Annotated in this window: 16 protein-coding genes; 12 read left to right on the forward strand and 4 right to left on the reverse strand. The window is 46.8% G+C overall.

What is annotated here, in order from left to right; genetic code table 11:
- Positions 1-82 precede the first annotated feature (82 nt).
- The 11 genes from ACKTT2_RS20310 to ACKTT2_RS20360 all read left to right on the forward strand — a co-directional run bounded on the left by ACKTT2_RS20310 (position 83) and on the right by ACKTT2_RS20360 (position 11252).
- Entirely contained in the window at positions 83-496 is a 414-nt protein-coding gene (locus ACKTT2_RS20310) for an acyltransferase (protein WP_407890213.1), read from the forward strand.
- A 7-nt stretch (positions 497-503) separates the two neighbouring features.
- On the forward strand, positions 504-1103 hold the full coding sequence (locus ACKTT2_RS20315) for an acyltransferase (protein ID WP_407890216.1): 600 nt from the start codon (positions 504-506) through the stop codon (positions 1101-1103).
- The gene (locus ACKTT2_RS20320; protein ID WP_407890218.1) at positions 1093-2277 is read left to right on the forward strand and encodes a hypothetical protein; all 1185 of its coding nucleotides are present in this window, start codon (positions 1093-1095) and stop codon (positions 2275-2277) included. The genes ACKTT2_RS20315 and ACKTT2_RS20320 overlap by 11 nt, the downstream gene beginning before the upstream one ends.
- Before the next feature lie 2 nt (positions 2278-2279).
- Positions 2280-3482 carry a glycosyltransferase gene (locus tag ACKTT2_RS20325; RefSeq protein WP_407890220.1) on the forward strand — a complete coding sequence of 401 codons (1203 nt, stop codon included), beginning with the start codon at positions 2280-2282 and terminating at the stop codon, positions 3480-3482.
- Positions 3479-4618 (forward strand): glycosyltransferase, encoded by a 1140-nt coding sequence (locus ACKTT2_RS20330; RefSeq protein ID WP_407890222.1) that lies wholly within the window; start codon positions 3479-3481, stop codon positions 4616-4618. Before ACKTT2_RS20325 ends, ACKTT2_RS20330 begins: the two co-directional genes overlap by 4 nt.
- A 28-nt stretch (positions 4619-4646) precedes the next feature.
- Positions 4647-5816 (forward strand): glycosyltransferase family 2 protein, encoded by a 1170-nt coding sequence (locus ACKTT2_RS20335; RefSeq protein WP_407890224.1) that lies wholly within the window; start codon positions 4647-4649, stop codon positions 5814-5816.
- A complete protein-coding gene (locus ACKTT2_RS20340) occupies positions 5816-6949 on the forward strand; it encodes a glycosyltransferase family 2 protein (protein ID WP_407890226.1) in 1134 nt (377 codons plus the stop codon). Before ACKTT2_RS20335 ends, ACKTT2_RS20340 begins: the two co-directional genes overlap by 1 nt.
- Positions 6950-6993: 44 nt before the next feature.
- Positions 6994-8217, forward strand: a complete 1224-nt coding sequence (locus ACKTT2_RS20345; RefSeq protein WP_407890227.1) for a glycosyltransferase family A protein — start codon at positions 6994-6996, stop codon at positions 8215-8217.
- A 139-nt stretch (positions 8218-8356) separates the two neighbouring features.
- A complete protein-coding gene (locus ACKTT2_RS20350; RefSeq protein ID WP_407890229.1) occupies positions 8357-9595 on the forward strand; it encodes an efflux RND transporter periplasmic adaptor subunit in 1239 nt (412 codons plus the stop codon).
- Between the two features lie 15 nt (positions 9596-9610).
- Complete coding sequence (locus ACKTT2_RS20355; RefSeq protein WP_407890230.1) at positions 9611-10789, forward strand: ABC transporter permease; 1179 nt, start codon at positions 9611-9613, stop codon at positions 10787-10789.
- 265 nt (positions 10790-11054) lie between these two features.
- Positions 11055-11252, forward strand: a complete 198-nt coding sequence (locus ACKTT2_RS20360) for a type II toxin-antitoxin system HicB family antitoxin (protein ID WP_407890232.1) — start codon at positions 11055-11057, stop codon at positions 11250-11252.
- A 142-nt stretch (positions 11253-11394) separates the two neighbouring features.
- Here ACKTT2_RS20360 and ACKTT2_RS20365 read toward each other — a convergent pair whose 3' ends face one another.
- The 4 genes from ACKTT2_RS20365 to ACKTT2_RS20380 form a co-directional block, all read right to left on the reverse strand.
- A complete protein-coding gene (locus ACKTT2_RS20365; RefSeq protein ID WP_017744942.1) occupies positions 11395-11601 on the reverse strand; it encodes a phycobilisome linker polypeptide in 207 nt (68 codons plus the stop codon).
- Between the two features lie 217 nt (positions 11602-11818).
- Positions 11819-12307: an allophycocyanin subunit beta gene (gene apcB / locus ACKTT2_RS20370; protein ID WP_407890234.1), complete on the reverse strand. Its 489-nt coding sequence runs from the start codon at positions 12305-12307 to the stop codon at positions 11819-11821.
- A 65-nt stretch (positions 12308-12372) separates the two neighbouring features.
- Positions 12373-12759, reverse strand: coding sequence for a bilin-binding protein (locus ACKTT2_RS20375; protein ID WP_407890236.1), 387 nt, complete (start codon positions 12757-12759; stop codon positions 12373-12375).
- Positions 12760-13290: 531 nt separating this feature from the next.
- Positions 13291-16686 carry a phycobilisome rod-core linker polypeptide gene (locus ACKTT2_RS20380; protein ID WP_407890237.1) on the reverse strand — a complete coding sequence of 1132 codons (3396 nt, stop codon included), beginning with the start codon at positions 16684-16686 and terminating at the stop codon, positions 13291-13293.
- A 437-nt stretch (positions 16687-17123) separates the two neighbouring features.
- On the opposite strand from ACKTT2_RS20380, the gene ACKTT2_RS20385 reads away from it, so the two are divergent.
- Positions 17124-17682: class I SAM-dependent methyltransferase (locus ACKTT2_RS20385; RefSeq protein WP_407890238.1), on the forward strand; the 559-nt coding region annotated here is incomplete at its 3' end.

A 17682-nucleotide genomic window follows, 5' to 3' on the forward strand; every position in this document is an offset into this window, starting at 1 on the left:
TACAGTTGTCATGGGCAATCTCGCGTTCAAGCGATTCCACAGCCATAGAGAACGGGGACTCATAATCGGCAAGCACTGCACCATGGACGGCGTCCACTTCGATATTGGTGAGAAGGGACAGGTCGAGATTGGCGACTACTGCTACTTCACAAATGCTGTACTCCTGTGCGAGTTAGAACTTCGTATTGGCAGCTACGTTGTTATTGGATGGAATGCAACACTGACTGATACAGACTTTCATCCAATTGCGCCTGCCGAACGCATTGCTGACGCAATAGCATGCTCGCCCTTGGGGAAGACCTTAGCGCGACCGGAAATCGTCAAGCGACCCGTGGTTATTGAGGACGGTGTTTGGATCGGACCGAACGCCACAATCTTAAAAGGAGTCCATATTGGAGCGGGTGCTCTCGTGGAGGCGGGTGCAATGGTGAGCCGAGATGTACCGCCACGCAGCCGAGTTATGGGTAACCCGGCACAGATTATTGGGGAGGTCTAACGGCGATATGGTTTCTACGCGCACTCTCTCCTGGGATTGGTATCCCGGCACAATTCCAGAAAATGTCATTCTTGATGAAACTGCTTACGTTGAGACTACATTTAGTTTTCATTTATACCGCAGTGAAGCACCAATAGGGATAGAGTACGGTCGCGGCGCTTCCACCTATCTGGGAACGATGTTTGATGTTGGTCCGCGTGGGCGAGTCAGCTTGGGCAACTATGCGCTTGTCCACGGAGCTAGGATTATCTGTGATTCCCAGATCGAGATCGGCGATTATGCCCTCATCTCTTGGAATGTTGTGCTAATGGACACCTATCGGTTACCGTTTGACCCAACAGAACGGCAGCGCGAACTAGAACTTCTGCCATTTCGTTCGCCCCGACATATTGATGCAAGAGTACCAGCGCAACCAATCCTTATTGGGTGTAACGTTTGGATCGGTTTTGATGCCTGCGTACTACCGGGCATCACAATTGGAGAAGGGGCGATCGTCGGAGCACGGTCTGTTGTCACCCAGAATGTGCCACCGTATACCATTGTGGCTGGCAATCCTGCCCGTATCATTCGTCAGTTAGATGCAGGAGGTGCTGACCGTGAAGTATAAACGCCCTAGTAAGGGAAAAATTATAGTTTTTGGTATTCTATTTTGGTATCCCCTGGCAGGAGTGACTTACCAGTTCCTCCACTACTTATTAGGGCTTCGTCGCCTGGGGTATGACGCTTATTATATAGAAGATTCATGGCGTTGGATTTACAATCCCCGTATCAACGACCTTTCTCCAGATGCTACTGAGAATATCCAGCAGATTGCCCCCCTTTTAGAGGCGTATGGCTTTAAGGATCGCTGGGCATTTCGCGACTATCTGGGGGGTGAATGTTATGGGATGACTGAAGCCCAAATTTTACAATTATATAAGGAAGCAGACGCCTTCTTGAACGTAACGGGTGACCAGGAAATCCGCGACGAGCATTTGGCTTGCCACCGCCGCATTTATGTGGAATCCGATCCGGTTGCCTCTCAAATTCGGGTGGCTCAGGACGACAAAAAACTCATTGCTCATCTGTCCGCTCACGATACCCATTTCAGTTTTGGGGAAAATCTAGGAGCACCAGACTGTGGTGTTCCTGTCGGGCAGTTTCAGTGGCTACCGACCCGTCAACCCGTAATGCTGGATCTGTGGGAAACTTCAAATCCCCCACCAGGAATTGCTTACAACACTATCGCCACTTGGAATAACAAGGGGAAGGACATTACTTATCAAGGCAAAACTTACTACTGGCGCAAGGCGCGTGAATTAGAAAAATTTCTCGATCTTCCCCAACAGCGTCCATTGCGATTTGAGATGGCTGCGAATGTGAGTGAGGATGAAAGAGAGAACGTGCGATGCCTGCTTCAGAAGCACGGTTGGAGTCAGGTAGACGCTGTGGAACTCTCTCAAGATATGAATAATTATCGCACTTATATCCAGCGATCGCGTGGGGAGTTCACGGTGGCAAAGGAGCAATATACGCGCCTCTTAAGCGGCTGGTTTAGCGATCGCTCTGCCTGCTATCTAGCAGCTGGTCGTCCTGTCATTACTCAGGAAACAGGATTCAGCAAATATCTGCCAACGGGTAGAGGACTTTTTGCCTTTAACACTATAGAGGATATTTTGACGGCGCTTGACGCGATCGAAAGCGATTACGAAGGCAATTGCCAAGCAGCTCGCGAAATTGCCTCGGAGTACTTTGCAGCAGAGAAGGTGATTGGCAGTCTTATGGAGCGAGCGGGGTTTTAAGCATGGCACGCATTGTTGTTTGTGGATATACGATCCGACATCCATTGGCAGGTAATATTTTGGCCTACTTCCACTATTTGTTAGGGTTACATTATTTGGGACATGAAGTCCTATACCTGGAGGAAAGCGGCTGGTCTCAATCCTGCTATAACCCGATAAACCGCGATTACAGTGACGCTCCACTCGTTGGTCTTCATGCAGTACAGACACTCATAAATACTTATGGCGTGAATGCCATTGTGTGCTATGTGAATAGGGACACGGGAACCGTCTATGGTGCTGATTGGCAAGAGGTAGAGGGAATGCTCGAGACGGCGGATTTGCTATTGAATATCGGTGGAGTTTGCTGGCTACCTGAATTTCTGCTCTGTAAGCGCCGGGTACTTATCGACATGGACCCATTCTTTACGCAAATAGGGCAGTTTGCTGCCGAGGGTCGCAATGACTACCACGCCTACTTTACTTATGGCGCTAATATCAAACAACGCAATTGCAGCATTCCCAGTGATGGTATTGAATGGCTCCCTACTGTACCGCCTGTTGTGCCAGAAATCTGGAGAAGCTCCGTACTGACTCCAGAACAGGGTTGTGAAGAGCGGGCAAACGCACCATTCACTACGATCGCCAATTGGAGTGCTTATGGTAAAACTATATACAAGGGTGAATGCTACGGACAGAAAGATGAGGAATTTATGCGCTTGCTGGAACTCCCAAGCTACTGTACCCAGAAACTCGAACTCGCTCTTTCGGGCAAGGATACAGAAATAGCAGAGATTACGAAGTCTCTACAGACAGCAGGCTGGTTAGTTCGAGATGCCTGGGAAATTAGCGCTAACCTCTCAACATACAGCACTTACATTACTGGCTCTCGGGGAGAATTTAGCGTTGCCAAACAAGCTTATGTCAAAACTCGCAGCGGTTGGTTTAGCGATCGCAGTGTTTGCTATCTCGCTGCTGGTCGCCCGGTCATCTTACAAGATACCGGATTTAGTGACTGGTTGCGGACGGGTTGCGGCGTGCTGGCTTTTTCCTCCTTAAAAGAAGCAGTCGATTGCATAGAGCGCGTCAATGCTGATTATCCGGCGCATTGCTTGGCAGCAAGGGAAATAGCCGAGCAAACCTTTAGTTACAAAGTGGTGCTACCTCGACTATTAGAGACAGCAATGTATGCTCGCGACGAGTTAAGGAGGGTTGAGGTAAGATGAATGTCATTTTCGCTAGTGCTATCGGTCGTTTTCCTATAGGTGGCAATGCCTGGTCTGACCTACAGTACCTTTTGGGTTTGCGATCGCTTGGGCATAATGTTTTTTATTTGGAAGAATGTGGACTCGAGTCGTGGGTTTACAACTGGGAGAGCGAGCAACTCACAACGGAATTGGACTATCCCACCAATTATCTGAGCAACTGCTTGAAACCCCTTGGCTTTGAAAACCAATGGATTTACCGGGCTGGCGATCGCTCAGTTGGGATGGAGGTTGATGAGTTTAGGGACGTTTGTTCCCAAGCCGATCTCATGATTGTCCGTGGCTCACCAATTTCTCTCTGGAGAGAGGAATATGAATTGCCGAAGCGTCGCATTTATATTGATGCAGATCCTGGTTTCACTCAGATTAACATTGCTTGCGGTCATGGGGAATTAATCAACACCATCGAACGTTGCGATCGCCTCTTCACAATCGGGCAGCGCATTGGTGCAGCAGACTGTCTCATCCCCACAATTGGTAGGCATTGGCTCTTGACATTACCTCCAGTAGCATTGTCTTACTGGTCAGTGACTGAAAACGATAACTCCACCCACTTCAGTTCGATTATGCAGTGGCACAGTTATCGGGAGGTGGTCTACGAGGGAGTCACCTACGGCAATAAGGATAAAGAATTCCTAAAGTTCATCGATCTACCGCAACTGACAAAACAATCGTTTCGGATTGCACTGAGTGGCGGTTTTCCCAATGAGCTATCCCAGTACGGCTGGGAAGTCCTCCCCGGATGGATTGCGTCCTTTACGCCAGAGTCTTACCAGACATTCGTTCAAGAATCCCGTGCTGAGTTTGGAGTTGCAAAACAAGGTTATGTTGCTACAAAGGGCGGTTGGTTTAGCGATCGCAGCGTATGTTACCTTGCCTCTGGCAAACCCGTTCTAGTTCAAGATACAGGCTTGAGTGACTGGCTGCCGATAGGAGAAGGGATTTTAACCTTTTGCGACCAAAAGGAGGCATTAAAAGGTACAGAAGCCATCAACGCTGACTATGAAAGACATCAGCATGCAGCACGGCAGTTAGCAGAGGAATACTTTAACTCAGATAAAGTTCTTTCATCTCTTTTAGAAGCAGCTATGAGTTAACGATACATTGAGTTTATAAAGTATCACTATGTCAACAGTAACCATCGGATTCTTTCCTCGCGAACAATTCTCCTTAGCTGCTGAATCTTTGCAGCGAATTTTTGAGTACACTCACATTCCATTTGAGATGATTGTGGTAGACTGCAACACACCCAAGGTGTATTGGCAGGAAATTAAACAAGTGCTAGAAGGACGCAGTCATGTAGAAGTTATCCACAAAGACCATTACTTAATGCCTAACCAGTCAAGAAACCTGGTGATTCAAAAAGCCAAAAGTGATTTTGTGTGCTTTATAGAGAGTGACGTTATCGTTGAGGAGGGCTGGCTATCTCAACTCATTGCGGCATGCGAAGAGCATCCGGCTGATGTCGCAATACCGCGCATTATCGAGGGGCGATTGGGAGAGACAAAAGTTCACTGGGACTCAAACCTGGGTCAGATCCGCTCGGTGCAAACAACTGACGGAGTCAAATATGAAATCCTTCCGCTTACAGACGATCGACAACTTGATAAAGGGGAGCATCGCCGGACGATAGAACTGTCTGGGGAAGCGCACTGTCAGCTCTTTCGCCGAAGCGTTTTTGACCGAGTTGCTCCTTTTGATGAAGAGGTTACTTATCTAGATTGGATCGATTCTAGTTTGGCTTTATATAATGCCAAAATTCCGGTTGTGTTTGAACCGAAGTCTGTTGTTCATTTCTGGCATCCTTTTCCTCCCCATCGTGAAGATCTCGGCTATTTCTTCATGAGATGGGATCTCGAACGAGCGGCTTCGGAGCTCGAACGCATTCCAAAAAAGTGGAATTTAGTTCAGGTGACAGCAGATCTGGATTTTGCTATGGAGCGGAATCGTATCGGTCAACTTTATGCGAGCATGGAGGAACTTAAAGCTTTGATACCTCCGGAGGAACCCTTTATTTTAGTCGATGAAGATTGGCTAAATGGTAATGAAATTATCGAGGGCTTTCGGACTATACCCTTTACCGAACACAACGGACAGTATTGGGGACTTCCAACAGATGACGGCATGGCTATTCGAGAATTTGAGCGAATACACCAAACTGGTGCCAGCGCGATTGTTTTTCTGTTGCACACTTTTTGGTGGCTGGAATATTATATCGGATTTCACGATTATTTGCGCCAAAAGTTTCCCTGTGTATTACAAAATGACTGTTTAATTGTATTTGACTTACGCTAATGGAAAAACCTTTAGCCAGTATTATTATCAACAACTACAACTACGGGCATTTTCTACCTGAGGCGATTGAAAGTGCTTTGAATCAAACCTATGAGCCTATAGAAGCGATCGTAGTCGATGATGGCTCAACAGATGGCTCACAACAAATTATTGCCAATTATAAAAAACGAATTATTCCTGTTTTAAAGGAAAATGGTGGGCAGGGGTCAGCATTCAATGCTGGTTTTGCCGTCAGTCGTGGTGAGATTGTCTGCTTCTTAGATGCAGATGATGTGTTGCTACCGAGTGCCATTGAAAAAGCAGTTGATTTACTGCGCGATCCAAACGCCGTTAAGGTACATTGGCCTTTGTCTACCATTGATGTTCATGGCCGAGCGCTGGGCAAGTTATTTCCTGAAAAACCTTTGCCAGAAGGTGATTTGCGTGATGCACAGCTTAAAGGTGGTGTAGAAGGTCATGTCTTCTCTCCTACCAGCGGCAATGCTTGGGCACGTAGCTATTTAGAAAGGATTTTGCCTATGCCCGAGATTCACTACCGAATCAACGCGGATTCCTACTTAGCAATTCTTGCTCCGTTTTTTGGCAGCATCAAGCGCATTGTTGAGCATCAAGCATTATATCGCATTCATGGTAAAAATGGCACTAGCAAAACTACTTATCGCTGGCAAGTTAACCAACATCACTATGAAGTGACACTCCTGCGTAAGTTTTTACAAGAACAGGGCATTCAAATTGAAGATGCTTCTGAACACTGGCAAGGTTCTGGCTATGGTCATGCCCAGCGTATGGTCGAATTGGGACAGGAACTCGAACCCTTAATTCCACCAGGACAAAACTACATTTTAGTTGATATGAATCAATGGGGATGGAATGGGCAACTACTTGAGAATAGCCAATCAATCCCCTTTCTAGAGAAAGATGGTATGTATTGGGGACCACCACCAGATGATGCCGTTGCCATTAAGGAGTTCGAGCAACTACACTGCACAGGCGCAAGTTTTATTGTGTTTGGATTGCCAGCTTTTTGGTGGTTTGACTACTATACAGAATTCGCTTGCTATCTACGTACCAAGTTTCGCTGTGTTTTAGATTCCGATCGCTTGGTTGTGTTTGATTTGCGGTTACCAGCTTGATACTATCGGGCGTGATTACGAAATAGAGATGGGTAGAAACACGCATGACACCTAAAACCAAAGTTACCATAGCAATTCCAACCTACAATCGCTCGAAGTTACTCAAAACGAGTCTTCAAAGCGTACTGGCACAGGACTATCCAGATTTTCAAGTTCTTGTGTTAGATAATGCTTCTAGCGATGATACAGAAGCCGTTATACGCTCATTTGAAGATTCGCGAATCACTTATGTACGTAACGAAACCAATATAGGAATATTTGGCAATTGGCAGCGAACTGTTGAGCTAAACTCTAGCCCCTATCTGAGCATTTTGTCGGACGATGACCTATTGCTGCCCAACTTCATCCACGAATCTGTCCTAGCATTGGACAGCCATTCTCGTGCTGGTCTCTCGGCTGGTCTAGCTGAATTTATTGACATTAACGATGCTACACTACAGGTGAGAGGTACAGAACTTTCCGATAAGTTACCAGAAGGGCTAGTGTCCGGTTTAGAGTTCATCCATCAAATTGTTAATGGGCGAAAATGGGTTTTGCGTACCTCAGCGGTCATGTTTCGCGCTTGTGCGCTAAGAGCGATTGGGGCATTCGACATAACGCACTCCAAGTACTTGCTAGACTTGAACTTATACTTGCGGATGGCAACGCAATTCGATTTCTTCTTTATTGCTAAAGAACTGGCTCAAGTCCGGTTTCACGTTGAACAGGATTCTCAGGCTAGCTTCCACTCCCTTAGTGGAACAGGAGCGCTGGCTGTGATGGCAGAACGTACTGATGCGATCGCTTATTTACTGGAGTCGCCGCGTGCAGAAGATGCATCCTATCGTCGCTGGCTTGCAGAGCGCCTGTTGCACATAAGTCTGCGCCGCAGTGAGTTCACGTCTGGGCTTGTACCCAAACTTAATCTGAGCTGGTCGGAACGGCTGCGAATTGCCATTCGGGAGATTGCAGCCGTGATTCCTACAGGGAAGCGTTTTATTTTGGCTGATGAAAATCAATGGGGTGCAGAAATTTTTCCAGAATTTCATGCTCTTCCCTTCCTCGAACATGAAGGTCAGTACTGGGGAGCCCCACCTGATGACCAAACTGCTATCCGGGAAATGGAACGAATGCGTCAAGCGGAAGCTAGCTATATGGTCATCGGATGGCCAGCCTTTTGGTGGCTTGATTACTACTCTCAGTTCAGAAATTATCTCAGTTCAAATTTTCGTTGCGTTTTGCACAACAGTCGCCTTGTCGTGTTCGATCTCGAAGGGAGTAGGGAGTAGGGAAGGGAGTAGGGAGTGGGGGATATTCCTTTTTCATGTGTGGTTGTGGGATTTTCTCATGATGAGTTGACATTGACGTGAGGTGAGCGCCTTGGGCTGCACTCTCTTGTAGTGAACTGCAAACTGACAGGATGAAGCGATGGCGATCTGGCATAAGGAAAAAAATCAATTGAAAACCGGAGTTCAATGGCTAGTTTGGCCAATTGCTCTGGCTTTTGTCGGTGTCAGCGGCTGGCTGACTTATTTCCTAGTTATGAATCAACCTCCCGAGCCAGTGGCAGTACGCTTGCTTACTGTACAGCGAGACAATGTTGAAACCACAGTCACAGAGAGTGGTACTGTTGAACTACGCGAACAACGGGTTCTCAAGTCCCCAACAGAGGGTGCAGTGGATCGGGTACTGGTCAAGCCAGGGGAGAACGTCAGGGCTGGTCAAGTCCTACTGACTCTGCGCTACCCCGAGCGAAAGATTGCTCTTGCCAAGCAACAGTTGAAAATTGAGCAAGAGAAACTCAAGCTGACACGCAGCCAGCAGAAAATTACTGAGTCTCAGGAAAAGCTAATAGCTGAGGAACGGGAACTCCAGAAACTAACTCCCTTGATGACAGAAGGAGCTATTGCAAGACAACTCTTCCTAGCGCAGGAAGACAAAGTCCGCGAAGCTCGGGCTAACCTGCGAGATGCTCAACAAGAAGCGGGTGAAACCACTTTTGAACTACAAAGTCTTAAGTTGGATCGCCAAGTTATTCAGCAGCAACTCCAAGACGCCACTGTGACTGCACCACTGGATGGCGTAGTTTTGGGTGTTAATGTTAAGAACGGTGATGGGGTTGAGTTACGCACTAACCTGCTTACCCTGGGTGACCCCAAGCAAGTACGGGTAAAGCTCCAGCTTTCTACCCTCAACGCTAGTCGAGTTCGAGTCAACCAAGTGACCCGTGTTAGTGCGATCGGACCTAATCCACAAACATTCACTGGCTACGTACAAAGTTTGTATCCACAAGCACTTACACCTGAAGACATCCAGAAACAGGAGGGCGGCAGTCAAAACCAATCCACTCAAGCAACAGTCCCTGCAATCGTGCGGCTTGATACCCCAACTCGCACGCTGATCCCAGGTAGCCGGGTGAATGTTGAGATTGTTTTAGAGCAACGACAAAACGTAGTTGTTTTAGAAACAGAAGCTATTCAACGCTCTGACACGCATCCCTTTGTATGGGTTCGGGATAGTCAAAATAAAGCCCAAAAACGAACCATCAACCTCGGATTGGAGGGCTTAGTGACCATAGAAGTCACTTCTGGTTTGCGTGCTGGCGAACAGGTCATAGTGCCACCCTCCCAGTCGCAATTAAAGCCAGGAACACCAGTCAAAACTTGAAGTAAAGCGATTGTTATGGGTCTTTCACCTTTAGACTTACTGGATATCACCTTTCGCTCCTTAGGTAGTAACCCTTTGCGTTCTACACTGACAACTTTAGGGGTGTTTATGGGTGTAGCTGCTGTCAGCGCTACGCTTCAAGTCGGTAACATCAGTCGGGCTGCGGTCGCTCAGGAGCTGGCAAAGCGAGGCGCACCTCTGGTTTCAGTATACCCCAATAGGGATGGTGGTCGTAGTACCCAACTCAAGTTGGAAGACATGGAATTCTTACGCGAACGGATGGTGGGCTTGCGGGCGATCGGTTCTTTTAATTGGGCTGGTCCTACGCCAACTATATTTCAGGACAAGGAGTTTGCTCCGCCCATGTCACCTGTTTCTCAAGATTTTTTGCTGACTTCAGGAAAAGCATTAGTGTCGGGGCGATTCTTTACGGCTAAAGATTTTGCTAGCTACCGCCCTGTGGCTGTTATCGATCAATTGTTGGCAGAACAACTGTTCGATAGGCAAACGGCTGTAGGTAAGATGATTTATGCTGGGAACAGACCTTATACCGTTGTGGGGGTGGTAACCGCTACTCTAGACGTAAATGCACCCCCGGCAGGTCAGCTATATGTACCGATGTCTGTTTACAATGCCCTGACCGGTAGCCGCGACATTGGTAGCATTCAAATGCGTCCCTACAAACTCGAAGACATAGAAGATTTGAGCCAGCAAGCTAAAGAACTACTGCAGAAGCGATTCCCCGGTCAAAAATTTAAGTTTTGGAACAATGTCTCAGATCTCCTACAGCAGCAGCAAACTCTTGAGATGGCGTCCAAGGGGCTGACTGTGGTGGGTGCGATCGCATTGCTGGTTGGCGGTGTTGGAATTGCGAATATTATGATTGCCTCGGTGACGGAACGAACCACTGAAATTGGTTTGAGACGAGCTTTGGGAGCAACCCAGCAAGAAATCATGCTGCAATTTATTTTGGAAGCTGCACTTTTGAGTCTTGTCGGAGGAACAGTGGGTCTTGGGGTAGTGCATGGATTGACGATTGTGGTTACCAACACTTTTAACTTGCCCTATCAGTTTGACAACAAGATTGCAGCAATAGCATTGGGATCGGCACTACTAGTAGGAGTAGGAGCTGGCTTACCCCCTGCGTTGCGAGCCAGCCATCTCGATCCAGTCAAAGCCTTACGCTCAGAATAATCGCTTCTGCTCTCCGTTCCAATACTTGACGGGTTTTGCCTAAAAATACAAAAACACGTAGGTTGGGTTGAGGAACGAAACCCAACATTTACAGACATTTGTTGGGTTTCCCCACGGGGAAAGCCCAACCTACAAAAATTCTTATCCCTTGCAGTATTGCTCTGCGTTCTACAAGAGATTTATCAATGTATTGCAGCTAACTAAGAACCGCTACAGCGTAAATCCTAAGCTACTCTGGAATCATGTCTTTTAACAAGAGGTAGTGATGAAATACAAAGTAGCACTTTACCGTTCAGAAGAGGGCTTCAGCATTTCTGTACCAGCACTTCCTGGCTGTTGGTCGCAAGGAGATACAGAGGAAGAAGCATTAGCCAATATTCAGGACGCGCTCCGGGAATATATGGCAGCCCTTGAAGAGCGATTGCATGACGCAGAAATTCGTGAGATTGAGTTCCAGGTGTAAGCTGTGCCTCGACTTCCTGGTGTGAATCATTTAGATGCAGTTCGAGTTTTGGAAAAGGTAGGATTTCAAATTATCAATAAACAAAAAAGAGGTCTTCTTGACCTCTTGACAACTCCCTACAAATTGTTTGAGTTGATAGGAATTATAGCAAACCAGTGTTAGCACCTTGCTTACCAGTAGCAAGTTCAACCTTAACGATTTTGCCACCCATTTTTTGAATTCTTTGTTGTTCGCGGAACCAGTTTTCGTAGGGAACTAGCTTTGTGAAGTAAGTGTTTTGCAGTTCGCGCTGAGTGCGAATTCGGGTTTGGCTAGGTACGCAAGCAGTAATTTTAAATGTCCGTGACATTGTTTTCGATCTCCTGTAGTGAACGTGAAAACTTTTTTATCTCAAAAATTCTATAGAGTGCAAATTCTTCTTTAAATCACTCAAAGGCTGGAAATCAGGCGTCAATACTAGACCGCTAGCACTTTGCACTACGAAAAGCCACAAACACTCTAGCACTCACGATTGATTTCCAGTCCTTAAAGTTGCCGCACCTAAATTCTTAAGCGCAAACTGTTTCCTAGCTTAAGCCAGAGGAAATGTAGTCTAAGTAAACGCCCATTTCCTTACCAGCATCAGGACCTACCAAGCTAGCAGTCACTTCCTTGATTGCTTGGATAGCTTGTACGGTAGCACCAACAGGTACTCCCAAGGAGTTGTAGGTTTCTTTCAAACCGTTGAGTACGCGCTCATCTAGGATAGATGGGTCGCCAGCCAACATAGCGTAGGTAGCATAGCGGAGGTAGTAATCCAAGTCGCGGATACAAGCAGCATAGCGACGTGTGGTGTACATATTACCGCCGGGACGGGTGATATCAGAGTAAAGCAGGGACTTAGCCACAGCTTCTTTGATAATTGCGGATGCGTTAGCAGCAATGGTGGTAGCTGCACGTACACGCAGTTCACCAGTTCCAAAATAAGCTCTGAGTTTTTCTAGAGCACCAGTGTCCAAATACTTACCTTGAACGTCTGCTGTATTAATGACAGAGGTAATTGCGTCTTGAGCCATGTTGTTAATTCCTTATGTCCAACTGTATTGCAATACTTCTTGTTTGAGTCGGGAAACAACTTCACCTACTGCAAAGCGCCAGCTAGGTAATCGAAGTAAGAGCTAGCTTCTGCTGCATCTTCAGAAGACAATAAAGTAGCAGCAACGTTCTTGAGACCGCGAATACCTTCCGAAACAGCTTCGATAGGAGTACCGAGAGACTTGTACATTTCACGGACGCCTACAACACCGATTTCTTCGATAGGTGTTACATCACCAGCTACCACACCGTAGGTAACTAGACGGAGGTAGTAATCTAGGTCGCGCAAGCAGGTTGCGGTCATTTCTTGACCGTAAGCATTGCCACCAGGAGAAACAACGTCGGGGCGCTTTTGGAACAACTGATCGCCAGCTTGGCTGAGATAACGAGCTTCTGCATCAGCATTCACGATGGACTTCGTGACAATACTCATTAATGGATTCCTCCAGAACTAATGAAACCAGAACTTTAGTTAAACTGGTGTGACTTTGACTTTGGCGGACAGAGTTGACTTGTGTCGCAAGTCGTACACAAGCTTTCTTACTCATCTACCTTCCGGATTTATTTTCGGGCATTCTGTTGCGCAATTATGACTCTTCTTAATAGTTTGTAATATTTTTTTTCATGTTCGCTATTGTGACTCGATTCTGAGCAAACTATTAAGAATTGTTGCAATAGCAAATTGAGCCATGAGTTTTTAGTCATGACTTGGGTATTGGGCACTCACCTCGTTCCCAGGCTCCGCTTAGGAATGCCTTCACAGAGGCTCCGCCTCCTGTACTCAGCTTTCTTCTTGCGCGAGGCAGAGCCTCACGGTCTGTATTCCCAGGCTCTGCCTGGGAACAAGAGATTGGGGCATGGGAACAAGAGATAGGGCAATGCCCACCCTACGCCTTGCATTGATTGTGAGAGGTGGCACCCCAACTTCTCAAAGAAGTCGGGGATCTGACCCTCTGCCTTGTCCCTAGCGCCAGTTAGACCGTCCTGTCAGCACAGCGGGAGACAGGCTAGACCAAGATTGCTTCACTAAGTCAGCAGCAGCCTTCACACTGCCCAGGTAGTTACCTGCAGGTAAGGATGGGTAGCGTGGATAAGGAACTACGTCCTCACCAAAGAACCGAGAGTACTCAGCGCTATTGACTATTGCCTCTACAGCAGCTTTCAAACCACCATCAGCTAGCAGTTTGTTGTACTGACGAATTTCCGCCTGGGTTGCTGGTGCGCGTCCCAAAATGTGACGGAAGAGGAACTCAATAACTTTGGTGTTGGGATAGGGGGTGTAGAAGCGCTTGCGATAAATTTCTGAACTTGCTAGTTCGCGCACGAACTCTCGTACAGAAATTTCACCATTCCGCAATCGGCTTTCTAAGTCAGTCCGACGGAAGTAAACGGGAACTTGACCGCTAAACACATCCATTACCTGAATGTAAATCGCATTAATTACCTGCTGTATTTCCGCTTGGGTTGTACCCAGTGTAAATCGGTAAATGCGTGCTGGTTTGCGGCGAGTTGTACCTACACCAACTTCTACAGACTGTCCGCGTCCATCGTTATAGGAACGACCCAGTTCAATAAACAATGGCTTGCTCTTGTCGATTTCACGACCTTTCGCTGCCAAATCTGCGATCGCTTTCGCTAAAATCGGTGTCTTGTCGCTATCGATACGTGGCTGTACTGGTTCAAAGCTGGGGATAACGACATCCTTAGTTTGCTTAGTTAACTGGTTGTACAGTTTCTGCGTATTCGGGAAGTTAGCTGCAGGTAAGGTTGGGAAGCGGTTGTATGGTACTGTATCCTCACCAAAAGCTTGCAAGTACTCCTGAGAGTTCACCATTACACTAATAAACGCACGCAAACCTTGAGTTGCCAAGATTTGGTTGTACTTGCGAATTTCCGCTTGGTCAAGCGGTGCTCTTCCCAGGAAATGCTTGGTTCCTAGTTCAATTACCTTAGTATTGGGGTAAGGAGTATAAAACTCTTTCAGGTAAAGATTGGAATTCCCCAAACCTTCAATAAATTCCTTAACAGAAATTTCCCCGTTACCCAACCTGCTTTCCAAAGCTGAGAATTCGTTTTGAGCGATATAAGGCTCAATATTGCGCTCGAAAATCTGGCGGTATGCCCCACCGATAATCGTTTCTACTGCTACTTTATCGCTAGTGTCTGCCACCAACTTAAAGACTTTCGTTTGCTCGCGCTTCTTGGTAACACCTTGGTTAATGCGGAACTGAATATCTGGTTCTGTCCGCATTTGTGTAACAGCACCCAGTTCCACAAAGCGTGGGGTTTCTTCCTTGTCAACCCTGATCCCAATATCTTCGCCAATGCTACCAACACGTAATTTCCGTAAAGAAACACCGTTGGGAGTTAGATAACGTTCGTAGGGAACAGTATCTTCACCAAATGCCTCGCTATACTCTTGGCTATCGATAATGGCATCGACGACAGCATAGAAACCTTTCTTCGAGGCAATATCAAAGTACTTGTTATTTTCTTGACGACCGTAAGTAGGACGACCTAACAAGCGACGGTGGATGTACTCAATCGCCTTACATACATACAGAGAAGTCCAGTACATCTTGCGGAACAAGTCCGACTTAGCCAAGGCGCGGATAAACTCCCGCACGGAAATTTCACCGTTTTCCAGCTTAATTTCCGAGACTTTCAGACGCTGACCTTCGTAAACATCGCGACCAAACACTTGCAGGTAAGCACCTCGAATCAGCGCTTGAGTAGAGCTTTCCGAGAACTTAACACTCGTTCCTGTGGGTGCTTTTCTACCTTTTGTACCGGGTAGCTGATCCAAACGAAATACCTTGGGTCCCAGAGTACCGGGGAATTCACCTCTTGCGTTCGGATTGCTATTTTGGTTGTTGATACCGGGTCCAGAGTGAATCAGGATGCGTTTGGTATCTTTACCAAAAGGTGCAGGACGATTGCTTGGGTTCCGAGTTTCTTTCGGGAAAATTGCCCCAAACTGAATTTCCAATGGGTCGTTACCAGAACCGTATGGATGCTGGTCGGGGAGTGGTTGTTCGTAGTCAGCGAACAGCGTAATGAACTGAGGAACTTTGCGGAAAGGTGCGCTGTAGTTAAACAGGTCTTGCTGAGGTCCCCAGTTGCGACATTCTTGGGCTTCCTGACCCAGACCCCGGAGGTACGGTACTGTTTCTTCACCAAAGTAATCGCCGTATTCCTCAGAATCTACCAAAGCATCGATCAGTGCCGATAGACCGCCTCTAGAAACGATATCAAAGTACTTTTGTACTTCTTCTCTGCTACTCGGTCCTCGTCCTAAAAAGTGACGGAAAGCAAGTTCTAAGGCGCGGCTGTTAATAAAGGGGAGGAAAAACTGTTTTTGATAAAGAGGAGATTTGCCCAGGCGGCGAACAAACTCCTTCATTGAGATAGTTCCATTTTTCACCTGAGACTCTAGGTAAGAAATGGACTGACCGTAAGCACGAGTAATATCACGCTCAAAAATTTGCCGATAAGCCGCTTTCACGACTTCGGTTTTTTCTGTCGCTGACAATCCGGGCTTCATCACAAACTTAGGACGCCGTTCTGCCGCATTAAAGTAAATTTGTGGCAGTTCCAGACCCTGTTGGTCGCTAGAAGGACGTTGGCGCAATTTATTAGAAGGGCTGGGTGCTTTGAATTCTGTAATCAAAACATCCATGTACTGAGACACAATGTCTGTACCTTCTGGACTTCTGCGGAAATATGAAAGCGCTGCAAATTTCATTTCCTGCAAAGCCACAATTGTCGCTTCACCAGAACAAGCGTTTTCAATAATTTCTCGCAAACCACGGGTATTGACAGCAATAATGTTGGGATCGCCAGCCACAATTGCATAAGTTACGTAGCGCAAAAACCACGATAAGTCCCGCAAACTTTTTGCCATGTTTGCCGGACCGTAACGCGCAACGTTGATGGGTCTGAAACCCGGAGGTACTGGAGCACCGGGTGCGGAGTTAAAGATAGAGCGTAAGTTTTCTAAGAAACCACCACGCGATTCAACATAGGTGACGGTTCCCAACCTCATAGCTTCTCTCGTATCCGCCGATGCGGCTACTGCCGCCAGTTCGGGTTCCCTTGGCTTTTCTAAGAAAGACATTGGCGAACCACCAACGAAAATCCGGTTAGCAGCGCGAGAAACAATAATCTCGGAATTTTCCGTGAGGGTCTGAGCGATTTCTAGACGCTTAACACCCGATGCAAAATAATTTGCCAGTTCATTAAGTTCCCCAGCACCCAGAAAGCGATCTTGCTGCTCTGCTTGGGAAATTGTTGATACAGCTAGGGTTTGATATAGTTGCGGACGCGCAACTGAGCTTCCACCACTTGCCTTAACACTCATCGGATTTGTAAAACTCCCATTATATTTTTTCTTGTGTTAAGTCTGGGTTGCTCTAGGCTTGACACGGGCGTGTTTTTATGCCTAAAGAATGCCGCCTTAAAGACTGCCAGAAAAAATTAACCCAGTCAGCTTTTAGATTAGAACGTTTTGCGGTTTTTCTGGTGCTTTATTAAGAAGTGTGTATAAATTCTAGTTCTTTTGTATCAAACTCTAAAGCAGTCGCTCTAAGCTCTCTGAGAACTCATTGAACTTATGTAAAGAATTATTGCAAATATTGGGGATTGGGGACTGGGGAGACAAGGTAGACAGAATTAAAGAAGTACTAAGGGAGTTTCAAATTCTTGGACATTCCCAGTCCCCAATCCCTAATCCCCAATCCCCAATCCCCAATCCCAAATTCCGCTACATTAAGAAATGCTGTAATTCTGCTCCACAAAATGTCCGATTCTCAAACGATTAGCGCTGCTGTCGCCAAACTTTACAACACCTACCCTTTCCCTCCCGAACCATTATTAGACGAACCGCCTCCTGGTTACAATTGGCGTTGGAATTGGTTGGCTGCTTATAACTTTTGTACTGGTAAAAAACCTGACAAGCAGGATATCCGCATCTTGGATGCTGGTTGTGGTACGGGGGTGGGAACTGAGTATCTCGTTCACCTCAACCCTCATGCTCGTGTTGTCGGTATGGATCTCAGTGCTAATGCTTTAGCAGTGGCGAAAGAGCGCTGTCAGCGTTCTGGTGCAAATCGTGTGGAGTTTCATCACCTGAGTTTGTATGATGTGGAACAGTTACCGGGTGAGTTTGATTTGATTAATTGCGTGGGCGTACTTCACCACTTACCCGATCCTATCCGTGGAATTCAATCTTTGGCGAAGAAGTTAGCCCCTAGTGGTTTAATGCATATCTTCGTGTACGGGGAGTTGGGACGGTGGGAAATTCAACTGATGCAAAAAGCGATCGCACTTCTTCAAGGTGATAAGCGGGGCGATTATC

The organism is Scytonema hankhaensis NUACC26 (assembly GCF_045865695.1).
GTDB lineage: Bacteria > Cyanobacteriota > Cyanobacteriia > Cyanobacteriales > Nostocaceae > Scytonema.